This is a genomic window from Ensifer sp. Root278, assembly GCF_001429285.1.
Classification (GTDB): Bacteria; Pseudomonadota; Alphaproteobacteria; order Rhizobiales; family Rhizobiaceae; genus Ensifer.
Genome location: NZ_LMJJ01000005.1, coordinates 80,891 through 97,887 on the forward strand (window position 1 = coordinate 80,891; position 16,997 = coordinate 97,887).

Here is a 16,997-nt window from a genome sequence, read left to right on the forward strand (position 1 = left end):
CACGGTTCCTGTCAGTTGGTCGCTGGTTCAGCGGACTTGACGGGGTTGATGCGGTCGCCGTCGCGGACATAGGCTCCGGCCCTCGCCACCACTTCCTCGCCAGCCTTCAAGCCTTCGAGGACTTCGATGAACTTGCCGTCGGAAATCCCTGTCTTGACTGGCAGGATGCGGATGACGCCGTTTTCGACCTTGCGGACGATCGTGCGGCCATTCTCATTGGTAACGGCCGTTTGCGGCAGGACCACTGTCTGCTTCTGTTGGGCGGTGATCAGCGCGCTTGCATACATGCCGGCGCGTGCCTTCTCGGTATCCGCCAGGTTGATGAAGACGGTTCCGAGGCGGCTGACGGGATCGACGGTCGGGGCGATCAGGCGGATGGTGCCCTCGACCTTGGTGTTGCCGCCGGCGAGCGTCACGGTTGCCGGCTGGCCCACGGCGAGCTTGATGATGTCGGCTTCGGCAACATCTGCCTTCATCTCGATCGCGCCATCGCGGATCATGGCGAAGAGCGGTTCGCTATTGCCGGTGGCGATCGCGCCGACCTTGGCGTTCTTGGCGGAGATGACGCCGGCGACGGGCGCCTTTACCTCGGTACGAGCGAGGCGAAGGTCGATGTCGTCGATCTGCGCTTCGGCCACCTTGATGTCGGCATTGGCGACGGCGACGGCCTGCTCCGCCGAAAGGACGCGTGCCTGCGTCGCAATCGCGAGCGCCCGCACCCGGTCGGCCTCAGCCGTCGAAACCGTGCCGTTCTTCGAAAGTCCCGCAGCGCGGTCGCTGACGCGTTTGGCCTCGTCAGCGTTCGCCCTGGTTTCGCTGAGCTGTGCGTTCAGTTGAGCAAGCCCGGCCTCCGCCTTGGCAAGCGACGCTTGGAGTTCGCTTTTTTGCAGGCGAAGGGCGTCGTCGTTCAGGACCACGAGCACGCTGCCGGCTTCGACCTTGTCGCCGACATCGACATTGAGTGTCCGGATGGAAAGGCCCTCGACCATGGGGGCGACGTAGACCTGCTCGACCGCCTGGATGGTGCCGGTCGCAACGACGCGGTCGCTGATCGATTGGTCGACCGCTGTGGTGACAACGATGGAGGGGAGGTTTTGCGTCGGCTTCGGTTGCGTCGCTTCCTCCGCCCAGACGGACGAAAGCGAACCAAAGGTCATCGCAGCGCACACGCTGAGAACGGGCAGTACTTTTAGAGCCATCGGCTTCACAGTCCCGGCAATGGAAACAACATCGAGCGGATCACCGCTCGATGCAGGATCCACGGGCAATCAGGCGATTTTATCACGCCGACATCTCGCCCCGGCGGATTGCGCGGGGACAGGAGACTGCGCTTTCCTCATTTCGCGCTCCGCGTGCACGGTATCAGACCGTAGACGCGGGCGGAACTGGGACCGGTTACCGCAGGCAAAACATCGGGAAAAGGGTGCCCTCCACCATGCCTGCCTCCAACAAACATCGGGGCCTATGTAATCTCGGCCTTCGACGCTTACAAGTGCGCATGAAGCGATGGTGCCTCAATATTCGACCTGTTCTGCGGTTATGGTTGCGATCTTGACACGATCTTGACAATGGCAAGCAAGGGTAGCGCCGTTGCTTCCAGGGTTACCACCCCCACGCCCGGTACCCGGCAGCAATTTGGCGGATGCGAACGGCCGCCGAGAAAACGGAAGAGGGCCGCACGATCGTGCGACCCTCTTCTGACGATTTGGCGATGTCTACTTCAGTGCGGCATCGGTGATCTCGTGCGTCCAGGCGCCTTCCGGCTCCTTGGAGATCACGGGATCGGAGCCGCCCGCGAGCAGCGATTGCACCGTGCGCTTGTAGTCGGCCTCATCCAGCGCGCCGTTCGAGCCGGCCGTGAGCTTGGCCACTTCGCCCATCATGCGCTTCTGGTGTTTTTCCGTCTGGGCGCCGGTGGAGTCGTTTTCGAGCACGATGCCTGCGGCTTCATCCGGGTTCTCTTCCGCGAATTTCCAGCCTTTCATCGAGGCGCGCACGAACTTGACCATCTTTTCCTTGAAGGCGGCGTCCTTGAGCTTGTCTTCAAGCACGTAGAGGCCGTCTTCGAGCGTCGCCACGCCCTGGTCCTCGTATTTGAAGGTAACGAGGTCGTCCGGCTTGATGCCGGCGTCGATGACCTGCCAGTATTCGTTATAGGTCATGGTCGAGATGCAGGCGGCCTGCTTCTGGATCAGCGGGTCGACGTTGAAGCCCTGTTTCAGGACCGTGACGCCGTTCGGGCCGCCATCCGTCGGGATCTTCAGATGCGCCATCCAGGAGAGGAACGGATACTCGTTGCCGAAGAACCAGACGCCGAGGGTCTGGCCCTTGAACTTGTCGGGGCTGGTGACGCCGGTTTCCTTGAGGCAGGTCAGCATCATGCCCGATTTCTTGAAGGGCTGGGCGATGTTGACGAGCGCGACACCCTTTTCGCGGGTGGCAAGGGCAGAGGGCATCCAGTCGACGATCACATCGGCGCCGCCGCCGGCGATCACCTGTGCCGGTGCGATATCAGGACCGCCGGGCTTGATGTCGACGTCGAGACCTTCCTCCTCGTAATAGCCCTTGTCCTTGGCGACGTAGTAGCCGGCAAATTGCGCCTGGGTCACCCATTTCAGCTGCAGTGTCACCTTCTCGGCGGCCTCAGCCTGGAACGCTGCCAGCGAAAAGACGCCTGCGGCGAGAAGCGATGCAAGTCTTTTGTTCATGTCAGTTCCCTCTTGTTTTTGTTTCATTTTCTTTCAACTGCGCAATTCCGGACGGAAAACCGTTTCACACTTTTTCTGGAATTGCTCAGGCAGTATGCGTCAGGCGCGCCCTCCGCGGATGGAAGGATGCCAGAAGGTGACAGCGCGCTCGATGAGCGCGACCACCCCGTAGAAGGCGGAGCCTGCGACCGCCGCGACGGCGATCTCGGCCCAGACCATGTCGACATTCATGCGTCCCACTTCCGTGGAAATCCGGAACCCCATGCCGACGATGGGGGTTCCGAAGAACTCGGCGACGATGGCGCCGATCAGCGCCAGTGTCGAATTGATCTTCAGCGCGGTGAAGATGAACGGCCAGGCGGCCGGCAGGCGCAGCTTGACGAGCGTCTGCCACCAGGACGCCGCATAGGTGCGCATCAGATCGCGCTCCATGTGGCTGGCGGCGGCAAGGCCGGCGACCGTGTTCACCAGCATCGGGAAGAAGGTCATGATGACGACGACCGCGACCTTCGACTGCCAGTCGAAGCCGAACCACATGACCATGATAGGCGCGACGCCGATGACGGGGAGGGCCGAGACGAAGTTGCCGAGCGGCAAGAGGCCCTTCTGCAGGAACGGCGAGCGGTCGATGAGGATCGCGACGGCAAAGCCGAGGCCGCAGCCGAGCGCGTAGCCAATCAGCACCGCCTTCAGGAAGGTCTGGCGGAAGTCGGCGCCAAGCGTCGGCAGCGAATTGATCAGCTTCTGCCAGATCATGGAGGGTGCCGGCAGCAGCACGGACGGCACGGAGAAGCCGCGAACGATGCCTTCCCAGAGAACCAGGATGGTGATGCCGAAGAGCAAGGGCACGGCAAATCGTGCGGCGCTGTTGGCGACGTCGCTTTGGAATTTTTGGCGCACCAGCCACTCGTTGAAGGCCCAGGCGGCGAGCCAGAAGATGATCGCTGCTGCAAGGACTGGCAGGTTCATGGCTTGGCTCCCATGCGCTTCAGGACGGCGGTGTGGGCAAAGCCGACGATCATGACGAGGACAGCGGCGAGTGCTGCCGCCATGAAGAGGGCCGCCCAGATCTGCACCGTCTGGCCGTAATAGGAACCGGCGAGCAGGCGGGCGCCGAGGCCGGCGACAGCACCGGTCGGCAGCTCGCCAACGATCGCGCCGACCAGCGAGATGGCAACGGCAACCTTCAGCGAGGTGAAGAGATAGGGCATGGACGACGGCCAGCGCAGCTTCCAGAAGGTCTGTGCCGATGAGGCGTAATAAGTGTGCATCAGATCGAGCTGGATCGTTTCCGGACTACGTAGCCCCTTCACCATGCCGACGACGACGGGGAAGAAGGAAAGGTAAGTGGAAATCAGCGCCTTCGGCAGCAGGCCCGAGATGCCGATGGCGTTCAAGACGACGATGATCATCGGCGCGATGGCGAGGATCGGGATCGTCTGGCTGGCGATCACCCACGGCATCAGCGAACGATCCATGGCGCGGTTGTGCACGATGCCGACCGCGAGCAGGATGCCGAGTGCTGCACCGATGCCGAAGCCGAGCAGGGTCGCCGAAAGCGTGATCCAGGCGTGGTAGACGAGGCTGCGTTTCGACGTGATTGCCTTGTTGAATGTCGTGTCCCAGATCTCGGCGATCACCTGGTGCGGCGCCGGCAGCACCGGGCGTTCCTGCGCCATGGTGTTGCGCATGATCTCGGAGAAGGTGATTTCGGTGCCGGCACGCGCGGCCGTGTCGCGCTCGAAGGGCGCGTTCAGGAAGACGACTGCGACGTACCAGAGCGCGATCAGCAGCACGACGACGGTGCCGACCGGCAGCAACTTGTCCCTGAGGAAGCTTGGTTCCTGCATTGTCACGCCTTTCCGCTTGCGGGCAACAACATCAGACCCATGGCGACGATGCCGAGAAGGACACCGGCGGCCTGTGTGAGGCTCAACCGTTCACCAAAGACCGCAAAGGCGATGATGTTGACGAGCACGAGCTGTACGAGCGCCGAAAGCGAAATTGCGAGGCCGAGGCCACCTTCGCGCATCAGCTTCACCATGATGATGTTGCCGATGACGTAGAGCCCAAGCGCGAGGACGAGCATACCGAGGTGATTATTCGAAACATAGGCGCGCGAGGCGGTCGCGCCGCCGAGAAAGATCGTCGTTGCCAAGAGCATCCAGAGGCCAAAGGCGAGGTTCATGCCTGCATCTCCTTGGCCTGCCAGCGATAGTGGATATCCGGCAGCTTCTCTTCGTTGTCGCCGTCCGTGCGCCGCACGACTTCGAAGCCCTGGTGCTGGTAGAAGCGCTGGGCGTCACGATTGTGTTCGAAGGTCCAGAGATTGAGTTCTTCCGGAGACAAGTCCTTGGCGGCCTGCACGAGCTGCGAGCCGATGCCGGTGCCGCGGTGAGGCGCGTCGATGTAGAGCGCCGTGACGTAGCGGTCGTCGGAAAGCGCAAGGAAGCCGGCGACGTCGTTCTTCCGCTCCGCCACGATCACCCTGCGTTCGGCAAACACCGTGTCGGCGTAGTAGCGCTCGACGTCGGCATGATCGTGCACGCGCGGCATCCACGGTGTTGCGTCGATCCAGCGGTTGAGGATGCCGGCGCAGGCGGCCATGTCGGTCCGTTCGGCCGGGCGGATCACGGCACTATTCGTCATAGCTGTGTCCCGCGCGCAGGCCCTCGCGAACGCGATGGGCAATCTCCAAGAATTCCGGCGTCTCGCGAATGCCGAGCGGGCGTTCGCGCGGCAGCGTCGATTCGATGACGTCGGTGACGCGGCCGGGACGCGGGCTCATCACCACGATCTTGGTTGAGAGGTAGACGGCCTCGGGGATCGAGTGGGTAACGAAACAGATCGTCTTGTTGGTGCGGGCCCAGAGCTTCAACAGCTGTTCGTTGAGGTGATCGCGGACGATCTCGTCGAGCGCGCCGAAGGGTTCGTCCATCAAAAGCAGATCGGCATCGAAGGCGAGTGCACGGGCGATCGAGGCGCGCTGCTGCATGCCGCCAGACAGCTGCCAGGGATATTTCTTGCCGAAGCCCGTGAGGTTGACGAGGTCGAGCGTGCGCTCGATGCGCGCCTTCTTCTCTTCCCTCGAATAGCCCATGATCTCCAGCGGCAGGGCGATGTTGTTCTCGATCGTGCGCCAGGGATAAAGCGCTGCCGCCTGGAACACGTAGCCATAGGCGCGCTGCTTGCGCGCTTCCTCGGGCGTCATACCGTTGACGCTGATCTTGCCGGAGCTCGCCTTTTCGAGATCGGCGATCACTCTGAGAAACGTCGTCTTGCCGCAGCCGGACGGGCCGATGAAGGAAACGAAGTCACCCTTGGCGACGTCCAGATTGACGCCGGTCAGCGCATGCACCGGTCCATCGGCGGTTTCGAAAGTCAGGCAGAGGTCCCGGGCCGAAACCACGGATGCGGTATTGGACGTCATCGGCGAATACTCATTCTGGCTGGTCTGTGTCAGACTGCTATCCGGACCGGCAACATGCAATCGCGGATTTGGGTGCGGAGCCGTTTGTTGCTGGTTTTTCAGGGAATTCTGGAGAACAGTCATGTCTCGATCATCCAATCCGGGCTGTCGCGTGGTTCGTCCTGAAGGCGTGCAGGCCGGCCAGCAGGGGCTCAACTATTTCGAGGGCATTGCGGCGGAGACCGTAGGTGCGACTGGCCTCAGCATGCATATCGTCACGATCCCGCCCGGCGCGCGCGCCAAGGCGCATCTGCACGAGAGCCACGAGACGGCGATCTATGTGCTTTCGGGCGAGGCCTGGACCTGGTTTGGCGAGAAGCTGGAGGAACACGTCGTCGCCCGGGCCGGTGACATGGTCTATATCCCCGCCGGCATGCCACACCTGCCGGAGAACCGTTCGAATGAGCCCTGTTCGGCCGTCATTGCGCGCACGGACCCGAAGCAATTGGAAAGCGTCATGCTTCTGCCCGAGCTCGACGCGCTCGTGCATGCCTGACGCCACCCGCGCCGAAGTGCCCCGCCGATCTGGCAGGGCATGTCCGGTGGGACAGAGCGGCGCGAAGACGTGCAAGCCGCGAAACATGAGGCCTCAGACGCCGGTCGCCGGAATGCCGGTGCGCTGGACGGCGCGCGGTGCCGTGACTTCCTTCCAGGTAGAAAGAGCGGAGCTGACGGCCGGGAACGGATCGCGGCGGACGAATTCGCCGTGGCCTTCGCGGGTCTTGATCGTGCTTTCCTCGATCGCGACGACGCCGCGGGTCAGCGTGTAGCGTGGCAGGCCCTTCACCTCCTTGCCCTCGAAGACGTTGTAGTCGATCGCCGACTGCTGGTTCTTGGCCGAGATGGTCTTGGTGCGCTTCGGGTCCCAGACGACCAGGTCGGCATCGGCGCCGACGAGGATCGCGCCCTTCTTCGGGTAGATGTTGAGGATCTTGGCGATGTTGGTCGAGGTGACCGCCACGAACTCGTTCATGGTGATGCGGCCGGTGTTGACGCCATGGGTCCAGAGCATCGGCATGCGGTCTTCGAGACCGCCGGTGCCGTTGGGGATCTTGGTGAAGTCGCCGAGGCCGGAGCGTTTCTGTTCGCTTGTAAAGGCGCAATGGTCGGTCGCGACCACCTGCAGCGAGCCCGAGGCGAGACCGGCCCAGAGTGAGTCCTGATGCAGCTTGTTGCGGAAGGGTGGCGACATCACGCGGCGGGCCGCATGGTCCCAGTCCTTGTTGAAATATTCGGTTTCATCCAGCGTCAGATGCTGGATCAGCGGCTCGCCGAAGACGCGCATGCCCTTGGCGCGGGCCCGGCGGATCGCCTCATGCGCCTGCTCGCAGGAGGTGTGCACGATATAGACCGGGCAGCCGGCCATGTCGGCGATCATGATCGCGCGGTTGGTTGCTTCGCCCTCGACTTCGGCCGGCCGCGAATAGGCGTGTGCCTCCGGACCGTTGTTGCCTTCGGCAAGCAGCTTCGCCTGGAGCTGGGCGACGACATCGCCGTTTTCCGCGTGCACGAGCGGCAGCGCGCCGAGGGCTGCGCAGCGCTGGAAGGACGAGAACATCTCGTCGTCGTCGACCATCAGCGCGCCCTTATAGGCCATGAAGTGCTTGAAGGTGTTGATGCCCTTGTCCTTAACGATGGTCTCCATCTCGTTGAAGACCTGCTCGCTCCACCAGGTGATCGCCATGTGGAAGGAATAGTCGCAGTTGGCGCGGGTAGACTTGTTGTCCCACATGGTGAGCGCTTCGAGCAGCGACTGGTTGGGGGAGGGCAGCGCGAAATCGACCACCATGGTCGTGCCGCCGGCAAGTGCCGCACGCGTGCCGCTTTCGAAATCGTCCGAGGAATAGGTGCCCATGAAGGGCATTTCGAGATGGGTGTGCGGGTCGATGCCGCCCGGCATGATGAAACAGCCGCTCGCATCCAGCGTCTCGTCACCGGAAAGATTGGGGCCGATCTCGACGATCCTGCCGCCCTCGATCTTGACGTCCGCCTTGTAGGTCAGGTCGGCCGTGACGATGGTTCCACCCTTGATGACAGTGCTCATGGTACTTGATCCTCGCGATTGCGCTTCCGGCGCCTACAGCGCCGCGCGTGTTTTAATACGCGCTAAGGTCGCTGTAGCATTTTAGATTTGCTGCATAATTTCCCCTTAAATCGATCCCGATTTAAGGAATTATGCAGTAGGCGGCCGCCACGAAAAAGGGCGGAACTTTCGTCCCGCCCGCAAACTCATTCGACGATTTCAGCCGTTTCGACGACGGCGTGGAAGAGGACGTCGGCGCCGGCGCTGGCCCACTCCTTGGAGATATCCTCCGCCTCGTTGTGGCTGAGGCCACCGACGCAAGGGCACATGATCATCGTCGTCGGCGCCACCTTGGCGGCCCAGCAGGCGTCGTGGCCGGCGCCCGAGATGATGTTCATGTGGCTGTAGCCGAGCCGTTCGGCGGCATCGCGCACGGCGGTAACCAGTTTCGGGTCGAAGGTCACCGGTTCGAAGTGGCCTATCGCCTCGATGGAACAGCCGACGCCGAGCGGCTCGGTGATCTTTGGCGCTTCGGCCTCGATCCTGGCGCGCATGCGATCGAGCTTCTCCTTGTCGGGCGAGCGGATATCAACGGTGAAGACCACCTTGCCCGGCAGAACGTTGCGGGAATTGGGGGAGAAGACCACCTGGCCGACGCCACCGACGGCACCCGGCTGGTTCACCATGGCAACACTCTGGACCATTTCCATGATGCGGGCCATGGCGAGGCCGGCATTGACGCGCATGTTCATCGGCGTCGAGCCGGTATGGGCTTCGCGTCCCGTCAGCGTGAACTCCAGCCACCAGAGGCCCTGACAGTGGGTGACGACGCCGATGTCCTTCCCCTCGGCTTCGAGGATCGGGCCCTGCTCGATATGGTATTCGAAATAGGCATGCATCCTGCGGGCGCCGACCTCTTCGTCGCCGACCCAGCCGATGCGTTTCAATTCATCGCCGAAGGTCTTTCCTTCCGGATCCTTGCGGCCATAGGCGAAGTCCTGGCTGTGCACGCCGGCAAAGACGCCGGAGGCGAGCATGGCCGGCGCGAAGCGTGCGCCTTCCTCGTTCGTCCAGTTGGTAACGACGACCGGGTGCTTGGTCTTGATGCCGAGGTCGTTCATCGAGCGAATGACTTCGAGGCCGGAGAGCACGCCCAACACACCGTCGAACTTGCCGCCGGTCGGCTGGGTGTCGAGATGCGAACCGACATAGACGGGCAGAGCGTCCGGGTCGGTGCCGGCGCGTGTGAAGAACATGTTGCCCATACTATCGACGCCCATGGTGAGGCCGGCCGTCTCGCACCAGGACTCGAACAACCGGCGCCCTTCGGCGTCCGCGTCGGTCAATGTCTGGCGGTTATTGCCGCCAGCAACGCCAGGGCCGATCTTGGCCATTTCCATAAGTGAATCCCACAGGCGGTCGGCATTGACACGCATGTTCTCGCCAGGTGCAGCCACGGCGGTCTCCTCATCTTTTCAGGGCCTTGCCTCAATCGGCGCGCCCTTATGTTCCCTTGGTCAAATCCAGGCTTGGTTTTTTCTGGTGCCCTTCGATCAGCCGTTGCCTTTGGCGGTGAACTGGCTGATAATTTGACCGGTTGGTAAACATTACAACTTCCATTGCGGCACTCAAGCCGGAAAAGCAAAAAAACGAAGTTGTTGCCCAAGAAGATGGCGAGGCCGGAAATTGGGCAGATCGGTTCTTGCGCGGCGAGGCGCGCGGGGATCGCCAGGGGGACAGATGGTACTACCGAGAGCGGCCAGGACCCAGAGGCGGACACGCATCCAGGAAGAGAAAGAAGAGCGCATTCTGGAAGCGGCGCTTGAAGTCTTCTCCGCCAATGGTTTCCGCGGCGCGACCGTCGACCAGATCGCCGAAGTGGCGGGCATGTCGAAGCCCAATTTGCTTTATTATTTCCGCACGAAGGAAGCGATGCACCGGGCGCTGATCGACCGGGTGCTCGATACCTGGCTCGATCCCCTGCGCGAGTTCAATGCCGAGGGAAATCCGGTCGCCGAGATCCGCAGCTACATCCGGCGCAAGCTCGAAATGGCCCGCGACTATCCGCGCGAAAGCCGGCTCTTCGCCAACGAGGTGCTGCAGGGTGCTCCGCATATCGAGGACGAGCTCAAGGGGCCGTTGAAGGCGCTGGTCGACGAGAAGGCGGAGGTGATCCGCGCCTGGGCGAAAGCCGGCAAGATCGCCAAATGCGACCCCTACCACCTGATCTTTGCGATCTGGTCAACGACCCAGCATTATGCCGACTTCGACGTGCAGGTACGCGCCGTGCTTGGCCAGGGCAATGCCGGCGAGGGACGGTTCGAAGACGCAGCGCGCTTTTTGGAGCGGCTCTTTGTCGACGGGCTGCAGGTCAGCGAGCAGCCGGCGGCCTGAGCCGCCCGCACATCTTCAATCGGGCAGCAGCGCCATCAGGAGCAGGCCGCAGGCCGTGGTCAGCGCGCCGGCAAGAACCGGCAGGCTGGTCCAGCCGTGGCCGAGCAGCCCTTCGAGCAGAATGATGAAGCTCGGCGTCAAATAGCCATAGCCGAGCACCTTGGATGCCGGCAGCCGCATCGAAGCATATTGCAGCAGCAGGAAGGTGATGGCGGTGGTGACGACGGCGAGATAGAGGACGGCGACCCAGACGATCGCGGGAAGCGCTGTAAAGTCCGTGGTGATGAGACCGATGCCACCGGGCACCAGCAGCCAGGGCACGGTGAAGACCGCGACCCAGAAGCCGAAGGCGAAGGGGTTTTCCTGTCGGCCGAACTTGCGGATCAGCGGCACATAGATCGCGTGGCAGACGACGCCGACGAAGAAGATTAGCTCGCCCTGGCCGATATCGAAGGCAAGGATCGCCTGGATATTGGCGCGGAAGATCACCCAGACGGCGCCGAGGGCTGCGATGATGAGGCCCGCGAGCACGCCCGGGCGCGTGCGCTGGCCGAGCAGCAGATAGGCGAAACCGGCGCTGAGCAACGGCATCAGGGTGAAGACCGCGCCGGTGGAAACCGGGTTGGTGAATTCCAGCGCCTTGAACATCGTCAGCATGTAGACGGCGATCAGGCCGCCGAGGATCACGAAGCGCCACGATTGCTTGGGGAAGTGAAAAGGCACGCGCGCATAGCCGAAGGTCATCAGCCCCAGCACGATGACAGTCAGCAGATAGCGCCAGAGCGTCAGCGGTCCGGCGCCCATGTGCTGGGTTGCAAGACCACCGAAAGAGAAGGAACCGGCGATCAAAATGGAAAAGCTCATCATCGCCAGATGTGCCCTCAGCTTCTCGATGCCTTTGGCGTGAACCTGATGGGGCGTTTTCGGGGATACGTCCTGCTTCATTCACGATTCCGGGGAGTATGAGGGCGGGGATACCAACCTAAGCGTTTGACGGCGTTGGTTGCAAGGCCGCGGAGATTCGCGCGGCATCCTCGACGATCCAGGTTTCGAGTGTCGCCTGCCGGCCGCGCAGGCCGATGTCCAGCCGCTCGTGTCCTTCGATCACGAGACCCGCCCGATTGACGAGTTCGGCGGAGACGGCGAGCTGCACGTCGTGCTCTTTGGCGAGGCCCTCCAAGCGGCTGGCGGTGTTGATCGTGTCGCCGACCGCCGTCAGCGACGTCGCCTGGCCATAGCCGATCTCACCGATGATGGCGGGGCCGGAGTGCAGCCCCATCGCGATGCGCAGCGGTTCGTCGAGTTCGCCGCGGAAGGTCTGGTTGAGCGTCTCGATGCCCTTGGAGATCCGCACGGCGGCGGCGAGCGACTGCCGGCAGGCCTCGGTGTAGGAACTCTTGAGGCCGAAGATCGCGAGCGCGCCATCGCCGATGAACTTGTCGATGACGCCGCCGGAATCCTCGACCGCTTCGCCCACCATCTCGAAGTAGCGGTTGAGCAGGAACACTGTGTCGAAGGGCAGCTTGTGTTCGGCAATGCTGGTAAAGCCGCGCATATCGCAGAAGAGCACGGCGATGCGTCGCTCCCGGCCTTCGCCGCCCTCGCGTCCGATCTGTTTCTTGATGCCGAGGCTGTCGCTGTCGAGGATCGGCACGACCGTCACGTTGTGCACAGGGCGGAACTGGCAGGCGAGACGGACATTGTCGGGCGCGCCGATACGGGTCAGCGTCGCAAGCTCGGCGTCCTCAGGAGCAGGCTGGTCTTCCAAGCCCTGGATGACGCGGACGCGGCAGGTCGAGCAACGCCCGCGGCCGCCGCAGACCGAGACATGCGGGATACCGGCGGCGCGGCTTGCTTCCAGAACGCTGAAGCCGAGATTGACGGTCGCGGTCCGGCCATCGGGATAACGGACGCGAATGCGGCCACCCTTCGGCATGGCCCGCAGCAGGAAGGTGCCACCGATCAGCCCACCGAAACCGAGATAGAGGCCGAGGCGGATGTCCTCGAGAAGCGTGAGATCGACCGCCGGCTTGGTGTAGGCCCTGTCGCCGTAGCCACCGTGTTCTTCATAATTGCTCTCGATCGAGCGGGCGCCGCTGACGAAGCCGAGCAACGCGAAGATCGGCAAGAGGATTGCGACTGTGTAAAGCAGGATTTCATAGCGCGGAAACCAGGCGCGGCCGCGCATCCAGAACCAGGCGCCAAGGCAACCATGGCCCCAGACGAGCAAGAGGGCGACCGATTGCCTGATGGCGTTGACCGAGTTCGACCAGAGTATCCGGAGCATGTCCGGGTAATCCGTATCGACGCCTGTGAAGAGCGGTTCGACGCGCGCGGCGGTGACATGGCCGATCAGCAAAAACGGCAGGCTGAGACCGAAGATGATCTTCAGCGCTTCGCGCGCCGGCATTCTGAGCGTCTGCCGGCGGTAGATGCTTTCGAGCGCCATGGCGAAATGCACCAGCAGGGCGCCGTAGAGCAGCACCGTGCCGGGGACGCTATGCCAGATGAGATTGAAGGCCTTACGGGCGGTTTCCATCGCTTCGATGGAAATGAGACCGAGCGAATGGTTGAAGAAATGGGCCAGCACGAACGAACCGAGTATCGCCCCGGAGACGAGGTGCATTCGCTTGCGTCGGTTGGCCGAAATGATCGTCAAGCAAAAGTCCGGCTCTGCCGGAGCTTTGTCCGGCCGCAGTTTCAAAACCGTCGGAAGATGCGTCGCCGATCCCTGATCGAACGTCACGCACCCCGTGTGAGTTCTCCCTTATTATCCAGATCGCGCGGGCCGACAACTTACCATTTTTACACAATCTGTTTCGTTTTCGTGTCCTGTTCGTTATCGGCGGGGAACGCTATTCAGCGGGGTTCGGTGCCAGAGTTCGATCGGGTTGGCCTGCATGTCGAACTCCCCATGCTTTTGGCTTGTGATGGCAGCACCGGAAACAGCGGCTACCGCTTGCTTCATTCCATCATGGCCGGCAGGCGCGCCGCAAGGGTATCGATGAGCAGGCGCAACTTTGGCGGCATGTATTGGGTTTTCGGCCAGACGACGTAGGTGCCATAGGAGAGCGCCGGCGCATCGGCGAGAATCCGCACGAGCGAGCCTGAGGCGATGCGATTGCCCGCGAGCCAGCATGGCAGCCAGGCGATGCCGAAGCCGTCGGCTGCCGCGTCGGCGATTGAGGTCAGATCGTCGAGCCGCAGCCGCGCCGGCGGCGTGATGGTTCGCACCTGACCCGTCTTTACTGGAAAGGACCAGGCGAGCGGCTGTCCGCTGCGCCGATAGAGGATCGCCTGATGTGACATCAGGTCATCGATCGTTTCAGGCGTGCCGTTTGTTTCAAGATAGGCCGGTGAGGCGCACACGGTCATCCGCTGGTCGGCGATCGTTCGCGTCATCAACTCGGGTTCGCTGCGCAGTGGTCCGGTGCGGATGGCAAGATCGAAGCCGTCCTCGACCAGGTCGACGTTGCGATCACTGAAGTTGAGGTCGAATTCCAGGCGCGGGTGCAGCCGCAGCAGTTCCGACAGCAGCGGCATGATGCATTGGCGGCCGAAATGCACAGGCATCGACAGGCGCAGGCGGCCCTGGATCTCCTGTTTGCCCGATTCCAGCAGCGCCTCTCCGGCTTTGATTTCGCCGAGCGCCCTCAGGCAGTTTTCGTAGAAGAGCTGGCCTTCGTCGGTCAGGCACTGGGTGCGGGTGGTGCGATGGAAGAGGCGAACGCCCAGCCTCTGTTCCAGCTTGGCGACCGTTTTGCCGACTGCCGAGCGCGATAGGTTGAGCCTTTCGGCCGCTGCAGAAAAGCCGCCGGCGTCGGCCGCTTCCACGAACACTGAAACTCCGTTCAGGTAGCTCATTTTTGTATCCTTGGTGGAACCAATATGGCGAAATCATATCGCAACTGGAGAGATAAATTCAACGCTATGGTTTCTTCATCAGATCAAACCGATGAAAGGAAAGACCATGGCAAGACTGATGAAGGAATGGACGATCGATACGTTCGGCGCCTCGAACCTGAAGGTCACGGAGCGGCGCGTTCCTGAGCCGGGTGCGGGCGAGGTGCTCGTTCGCACGACCGCCGTGTCGCTCAATTTCCGCGACAAGCTGGTGCTGGAAAACGGCATGGGTATGCCGCTTGCCTTCCCTTTCGTGCCGGGTTCCGACATGGCCGGCGTGGTCGAAGCGGTCGGCCGCGGCGTCACGCGGTTTAAGCCGGGCGATCGTGTGATTTCCGTCTTCGATCCGACCTGGATTGATGGTCAGAAGCCGGGGACCGCCCGTCATCCGACGTCGTTTGCGCTTGGGGGCCTCAACCCGGGTGTTGCCTCCGAATATGTCGCCTTCCCAGAAGGCTGGTTCGTGAAGGCACCTGAGAGCCTCGACGATGGCGAGGCGAGTACCTTGCCCTGCGCCGGTCTGACCGCCTGGTTCGCTCTGGTCGAGAGGGGACATCCGAAAGCCGGCGACCGCGTCGTCGTGCAGGGCACCGGCGGTGTTTCCCTGTTCGGGCTGCAGATCGCCAAGGCGCACGGGGCCGAAGTGATCGTGACATCAGCCAGTCAGGAAAAGCTCGAACGTGCGCGTGCGCTTGGAGCCGATCATGGCGTAAACCGGCTGTCGGAAGACTGGGCGGAGCGTGTTCTCGCGATTACCGGCGATCATGGCGCGGACCATATCCTCGAGCTTGCCGGCGGCGCCAATCTCGGCAAATCGCTGCAGGCGGTGGCCATGCAGGGGCGGATCTCTGTCATCGGCGTGCTCGAAGGCGGCGAGATCTCGGCGCCGGCGCCATTTGTGCTGTTGAAGTCGCCGGTCATCCAGGGCATCGGCGTCGGCCATCGCCGGGCGCTGGAAGATCTGGTCGGCGCCATCGACCGGACCGGGATCAGGCCGGTCATCGATGCCCGCTACCGGTTCGCAGAGTTGCCCGAGGCGCTGGCGCATCTCGATCGCGGGCCGTTCGGCAAAGTCGTCGTCGAATTCCAGGGTTGAAAGACAAAGCCGCCGGATGGGTTTTCCGGCGGCTTTGCGCGATGCGATCGCGGGCGAACCCGCTTGGCCGCCCTTACTCCGCGGCCTCGCGGGCCATCGGATTGTTCGGGTGCGTCGTCCAGTTGGCGTAGTTCGGGTCGACCGGCTTGCCGGTGCGCTGGTCGATCGTGCCGGCCGGCAGTTCTTCCATGGTGATGCAGTTCTCGACCGGACAGACGCTGACGCAGAGGTTGCAGCCGACGCACTCGTCTTCCATTACCTCGAAGTGGCGCACGCCGTTGACGAACTGGGTGATCGCCTGGTGCGAGGTGTCCTCGCAGACGATGTGACAGCGGCCGCACTTGATGCAGGAATCCTGATCGATCTTGGCCTTGGCGATATAGTTGAGGTTGAGGTACTGCCAGTCAGTGACATTCGGCACGGCGCGGCCGGTGATGTCGTCGAGGTCGCGGTGACCCTTGGCATCCATCCAGTCGGAAAGGCCGGAGATCATTTCCTGGACAATCTTGAAGCCGTAGGTCATCGCCGCGGTGCAGACCTGCACGTTGCCGGCGCCAAGCACCAGGAATTCGGCCGCGTCGCGCCAGGTGGTTATGCCACCGATGCCGGAGATCGGCAGGCCATAGGTTTCGGGATCGCGGGCGATTTCGGCGACCATGTTGAGTGCGATCGGCTTGACCGCCGGGCCGCAATAGCCGCCATGAGTGCCCTTGCCGCCGACCGTCGGGTTCGGGGCGAAGTTGTCGAGATCGACTGACACGATCGAGTTGATCGTGTTGATCAGCGACACGGCGTCGGTGCCGCCGGCCTTGGCGGCGCGGGCAGGCTTGCGGATGTCGGTGATATTCGGCGTCAGCTTGGTGATGACAGGCATGCGCGTGTACTGCTTGCACCAGCGCACGACCATCTCGATATATTCCGGCACCTGGCCGACCGCAGCGCCCATACCGCGCTCGGACATGCCGTGCGGACAGCCGAAGTTGAGCTCGATGCCGTCGGCGCCGGTTTCTTCCACCAACGGCAGGATCGCCTTCCACGCCTCTTCCTCGCAGGGCACCATGATCGAGGCGATCAGGGCCCGGTCCGGCCAGTTCATCTTGACCTGCTTCATTTCGCGCAGGTTCACATAAAGGTCGCGGTCGGTGATGAGCTCGATATTGTTGAAGCCCAGCAGCCGGCGGTCGGCACCCCAGATCGCGCCGTAGCGCGGTCCGTTGACGTTGACGACCGGCGGTCCTTCTTCGCCGAGCGTTTTCCAGACGACGCCGCCCCAGCCCGCCTTGAAGGCGCGCTCGACGTTATAGGCCTTGTCCGTCGGCGGGGCGGATGCCAGCCAGAACGGGTTCGGGGATTTGATGCCGACGAAGTTATTGCGAAGATCAGCCATTGGTTTCTCCTCCCGAT

The 16,997-nt window shown here is 62.6% G+C and carries 16 protein-coding genes; 3 read left to right on the top strand and 13 right to left on the bottom strand.

The genetic code is table 11. The features are described from left to right. Positions 1-11: 11 nt before the first annotated feature. From ASE60_RS07090 to ASE60_RS07120, 7 genes are all read right to left on the bottom strand, one after another. A complete protein-coding gene (locus ASE60_RS07090; RefSeq protein WP_057249127.1) occupies positions 12-1,199 on the bottom strand; it encodes an efflux RND transporter periplasmic adaptor subunit in 1,188 nt (395 codons plus the stop codon). A gap of 516 nt (positions 1,200-1,715) precedes the next feature. Beyond that, on the bottom strand, positions 1,716-2,708 hold the full coding sequence (locus ASE60_RS07095; protein WP_057249043.1) for an ABC transporter substrate-binding protein: 993 nt from the start codon (positions 2,706-2,708) through the stop codon (positions 1,716-1,718). A 99-nt stretch (positions 2,709-2,807) separates the two neighbouring features. Continuing rightward, positions 2,808-3,677 (bottom strand): ABC transporter permease, encoded by an 870-nt coding sequence (locus tag ASE60_RS07100; RefSeq protein WP_057249044.1) that lies wholly within the window; start codon positions 3,675-3,677, stop codon positions 2,808-2,810. Beyond that, a complete protein-coding gene (locus ASE60_RS07105) occupies positions 3,674-4,558 on the bottom strand; it encodes an ABC transporter permease (RefSeq protein WP_057249045.1) in 885 nt (294 codons plus the stop codon). Before ASE60_RS07105 ends, ASE60_RS07100 begins: the two co-directional genes overlap by 4 nt. A gap of 2 nt (positions 4,559-4,560) precedes the next feature. Further along, positions 4,561-4,896 carry a hypothetical protein gene (locus tag ASE60_RS07110; RefSeq protein WP_057249046.1) on the bottom strand — a complete coding sequence of 112 codons (336 nt, stop codon included), beginning with the start codon at positions 4,894-4,896 and terminating at the stop codon, positions 4,561-4,563. After that, a complete protein-coding gene (locus ASE60_RS07115; protein WP_057249047.1) occupies positions 4,893-5,357 on the bottom strand; it encodes a GNAT family N-acetyltransferase in 465 nt (154 codons plus the stop codon). The genes ASE60_RS07110 and ASE60_RS07115 overlap by 4 nt, the downstream gene beginning before the upstream one ends. After that, positions 5,347-6,138, bottom strand: a complete 792-nt coding sequence (locus ASE60_RS07120) for an ABC transporter ATP-binding protein (protein ID WP_057249048.1) — start codon at positions 6,136-6,138, stop codon at positions 5,347-5,349. Before ASE60_RS07120 ends, ASE60_RS07115 begins: the two co-directional genes overlap by 11 nt. 121 nt (positions 6,139-6,259) lie before the next feature. Between ASE60_RS07120 and ASE60_RS07125 the strand changes: the two genes are divergently transcribed. Further along, entirely contained in the window at positions 6,260-6,673 is a 414-nt protein-coding gene (locus tag ASE60_RS07125; RefSeq protein ID WP_057249049.1) for a cupin domain-containing protein, read from the top strand. Positions 6,674-6,766: 93 nt separating this feature from the next. On the opposite strand, the gene hydA is transcribed toward ASE60_RS07125, so the two are convergent. Both hydA and ASE60_RS07135 read right to left on the bottom strand, forming a co-directional pair. After that, positions 6,767-8,221, bottom strand: coding sequence for a dihydropyrimidinase (gene hydA, locus ASE60_RS07130; protein WP_057249050.1), 1,455 nt, complete (start codon positions 8,219-8,221; stop codon positions 6,767-6,769). A gap of 185 nt (positions 8,222-8,406) precedes the next feature. Further along, entirely contained in the window at positions 8,407-9,657 is a 1,251-nt protein-coding gene (locus tag ASE60_RS07135) for a Zn-dependent hydrolase (RefSeq protein WP_093234882.1), read from the bottom strand. Positions 9,658-9,940: 283 nt separating this feature from the next. Here ASE60_RS07135 and rutR point away from each other — a divergent pair, with 283 nt between their 5' ends. Beyond that, complete coding sequence (rutR, locus tag ASE60_RS07140; RefSeq protein ID WP_057249052.1) at positions 9,941-10,594, top strand: HTH-type transcriptional regulator RutR; 654 nt, start codon at positions 9,941-9,943, stop codon at positions 10,592-10,594. A gap of 15 nt (positions 10,595-10,609) precedes the next feature. Here the strand turns inward: rutR and ASE60_RS07145 are convergent, their stop codons facing one another. The 3 genes from ASE60_RS07145 to ASE60_RS07155 form a co-directional block, all read right to left on the bottom strand. Further along, the gene (locus ASE60_RS07145) at positions 10,610-11,539 is read right to left on the bottom strand and encodes a DMT family transporter (RefSeq protein ID WP_057249053.1); all 930 of its coding nucleotides are present in this window, start codon (positions 11,537-11,539) and stop codon (positions 10,610-10,612) included. A 37-nt stretch (positions 11,540-11,576) separates the two neighbouring features. Beyond that, entirely contained in the window at positions 11,577-13,253 is a 1,677-nt protein-coding gene (locus ASE60_RS07150; RefSeq protein ID WP_057249128.1) for an adenylate/guanylate cyclase domain-containing protein, read from the bottom strand. A 305-nt stretch (positions 13,254-13,558) separates the two neighbouring features. After that, a complete protein-coding gene (locus ASE60_RS07155; RefSeq protein ID WP_057249054.1) occupies positions 13,559-14,458 on the bottom strand; it encodes a LysR family transcriptional regulator in 900 nt (299 codons plus the stop codon). A 106-nt stretch (positions 14,459-14,564) separates the two neighbouring features. Here ASE60_RS07155 and ASE60_RS07160 point away from each other — a divergent pair, with 106 nt between their 5' ends. Then, positions 14,565-15,593 carry an NAD(P)-dependent alcohol dehydrogenase gene (locus ASE60_RS07160; RefSeq protein ID WP_057249055.1) on the top strand — a complete coding sequence of 343 codons (1,029 nt, stop codon included), beginning with the start codon at positions 14,565-14,567 and terminating at the stop codon, positions 15,591-15,593. Positions 15,594-15,666: 73 nt separating this feature from the next. Here the strand turns inward: ASE60_RS07160 and preA are convergent, their stop codons facing one another. Beyond that, complete coding sequence (gene preA / locus ASE60_RS07165; protein ID WP_057249056.1) at positions 15,667-16,980, bottom strand: NAD-dependent dihydropyrimidine dehydrogenase subunit PreA; 1,314 nt, start codon at positions 16,978-16,980, stop codon at positions 15,667-15,669. Positions 16,981-16,997: the final 17 nt, after the last annotated feature.

What these genes read in the sequence shown, in the direction of transcription:
- ASE60_RS07100 (WP_057249044.1), bottom strand. Translation starts at nt 3,677, where the DNA reads ATGAACCTGCCAGTCCTTGCAGCAGCGATCATCTTCTGGCTCGCCGCC.
- ASE60_RS07145 (WP_057249053.1), bottom strand. Translation starts at nt 11,539, where the DNA reads ATGAAGCAGGACGTATCCCCGAAAACGCCCCATCAGGTTCACGCCAAA.
- ASE60_RS07090 (WP_057249127.1), bottom strand. Translation starts at nt 1,199, where the DNA reads ATGGCTCTAAAAGTACTGCCCGTTCTCAGCGTGTGCGCTGCGATGACC.
- ASE60_RS07115 (WP_057249047.1), bottom strand. Translation starts at nt 5,357, where the DNA reads ATGACGAATAGTGCCGTGATCCGCCCGGCCGAACGGACCGACATGGCC.
- ASE60_RS07105 (WP_057249045.1), bottom strand. Translation starts at nt 4,558, where the DNA reads ATGCAGGAACCAAGCTTCCTCAGGGACAAGTTGCTGCCGGTCGGCACC.
- ASE60_RS07110 (WP_057249046.1), bottom strand. Translation starts at nt 4,896, where the DNA reads ATGAACCTCGCCTTTGGCCTCTGGATGCTCTTGGCAACGACGATCTTT.
- ASE60_RS07095 (WP_057249043.1), bottom strand. Translation starts at nt 2,708, where the DNA reads ATGAACAAAAGACTTGCATCGCTTCTCGCCGCAGGCGTCTTTTCGCTG.
- rutR (WP_057249052.1), top strand. Translation starts at nt 9,941, where the DNA reads ATGGTACTACCGAGAGCGGCCAGGACCCAGAGGCGGACACGCATCCAG.
- ASE60_RS07125 (WP_057249049.1), top strand. Translation starts at nt 6,260, where the DNA reads ATGTCTCGATCATCCAATCCGGGCTGTCGCGTGGTTCGTCCTGAAGGC.
- ASE60_RS07160 (WP_057249055.1), top strand. Translation starts at nt 14,565, where the DNA reads ATGGCAAGACTGATGAAGGAATGGACGATCGATACGTTCGGCGCCTCG.
- ASE60_RS07120 (WP_057249048.1), bottom strand. Translation starts at nt 6,138, where the DNA reads ATGACGTCCAATACCGCATCCGTGGTTTCGGCCCGGGACCTCTGCCTG.
- ASE60_RS07155 (WP_057249054.1), bottom strand. Translation starts at nt 14,458, where the DNA reads ATGAGCTACCTGAACGGAGTTTCAGTGTTCGTGGAAGCGGCCGACGCC.
- preA (WP_057249056.1), bottom strand. Translation starts at nt 16,980, where the DNA reads ATGGCTGATCTTCGCAATAACTTCGTCGGCATCAAATCCCCGAACCCG.
- hydA (WP_057249050.1), bottom strand. Translation starts at nt 8,221, where the DNA reads ATGAGCACTGTCATCAAGGGTGGAACCATCGTCACGGCCGACCTGACC.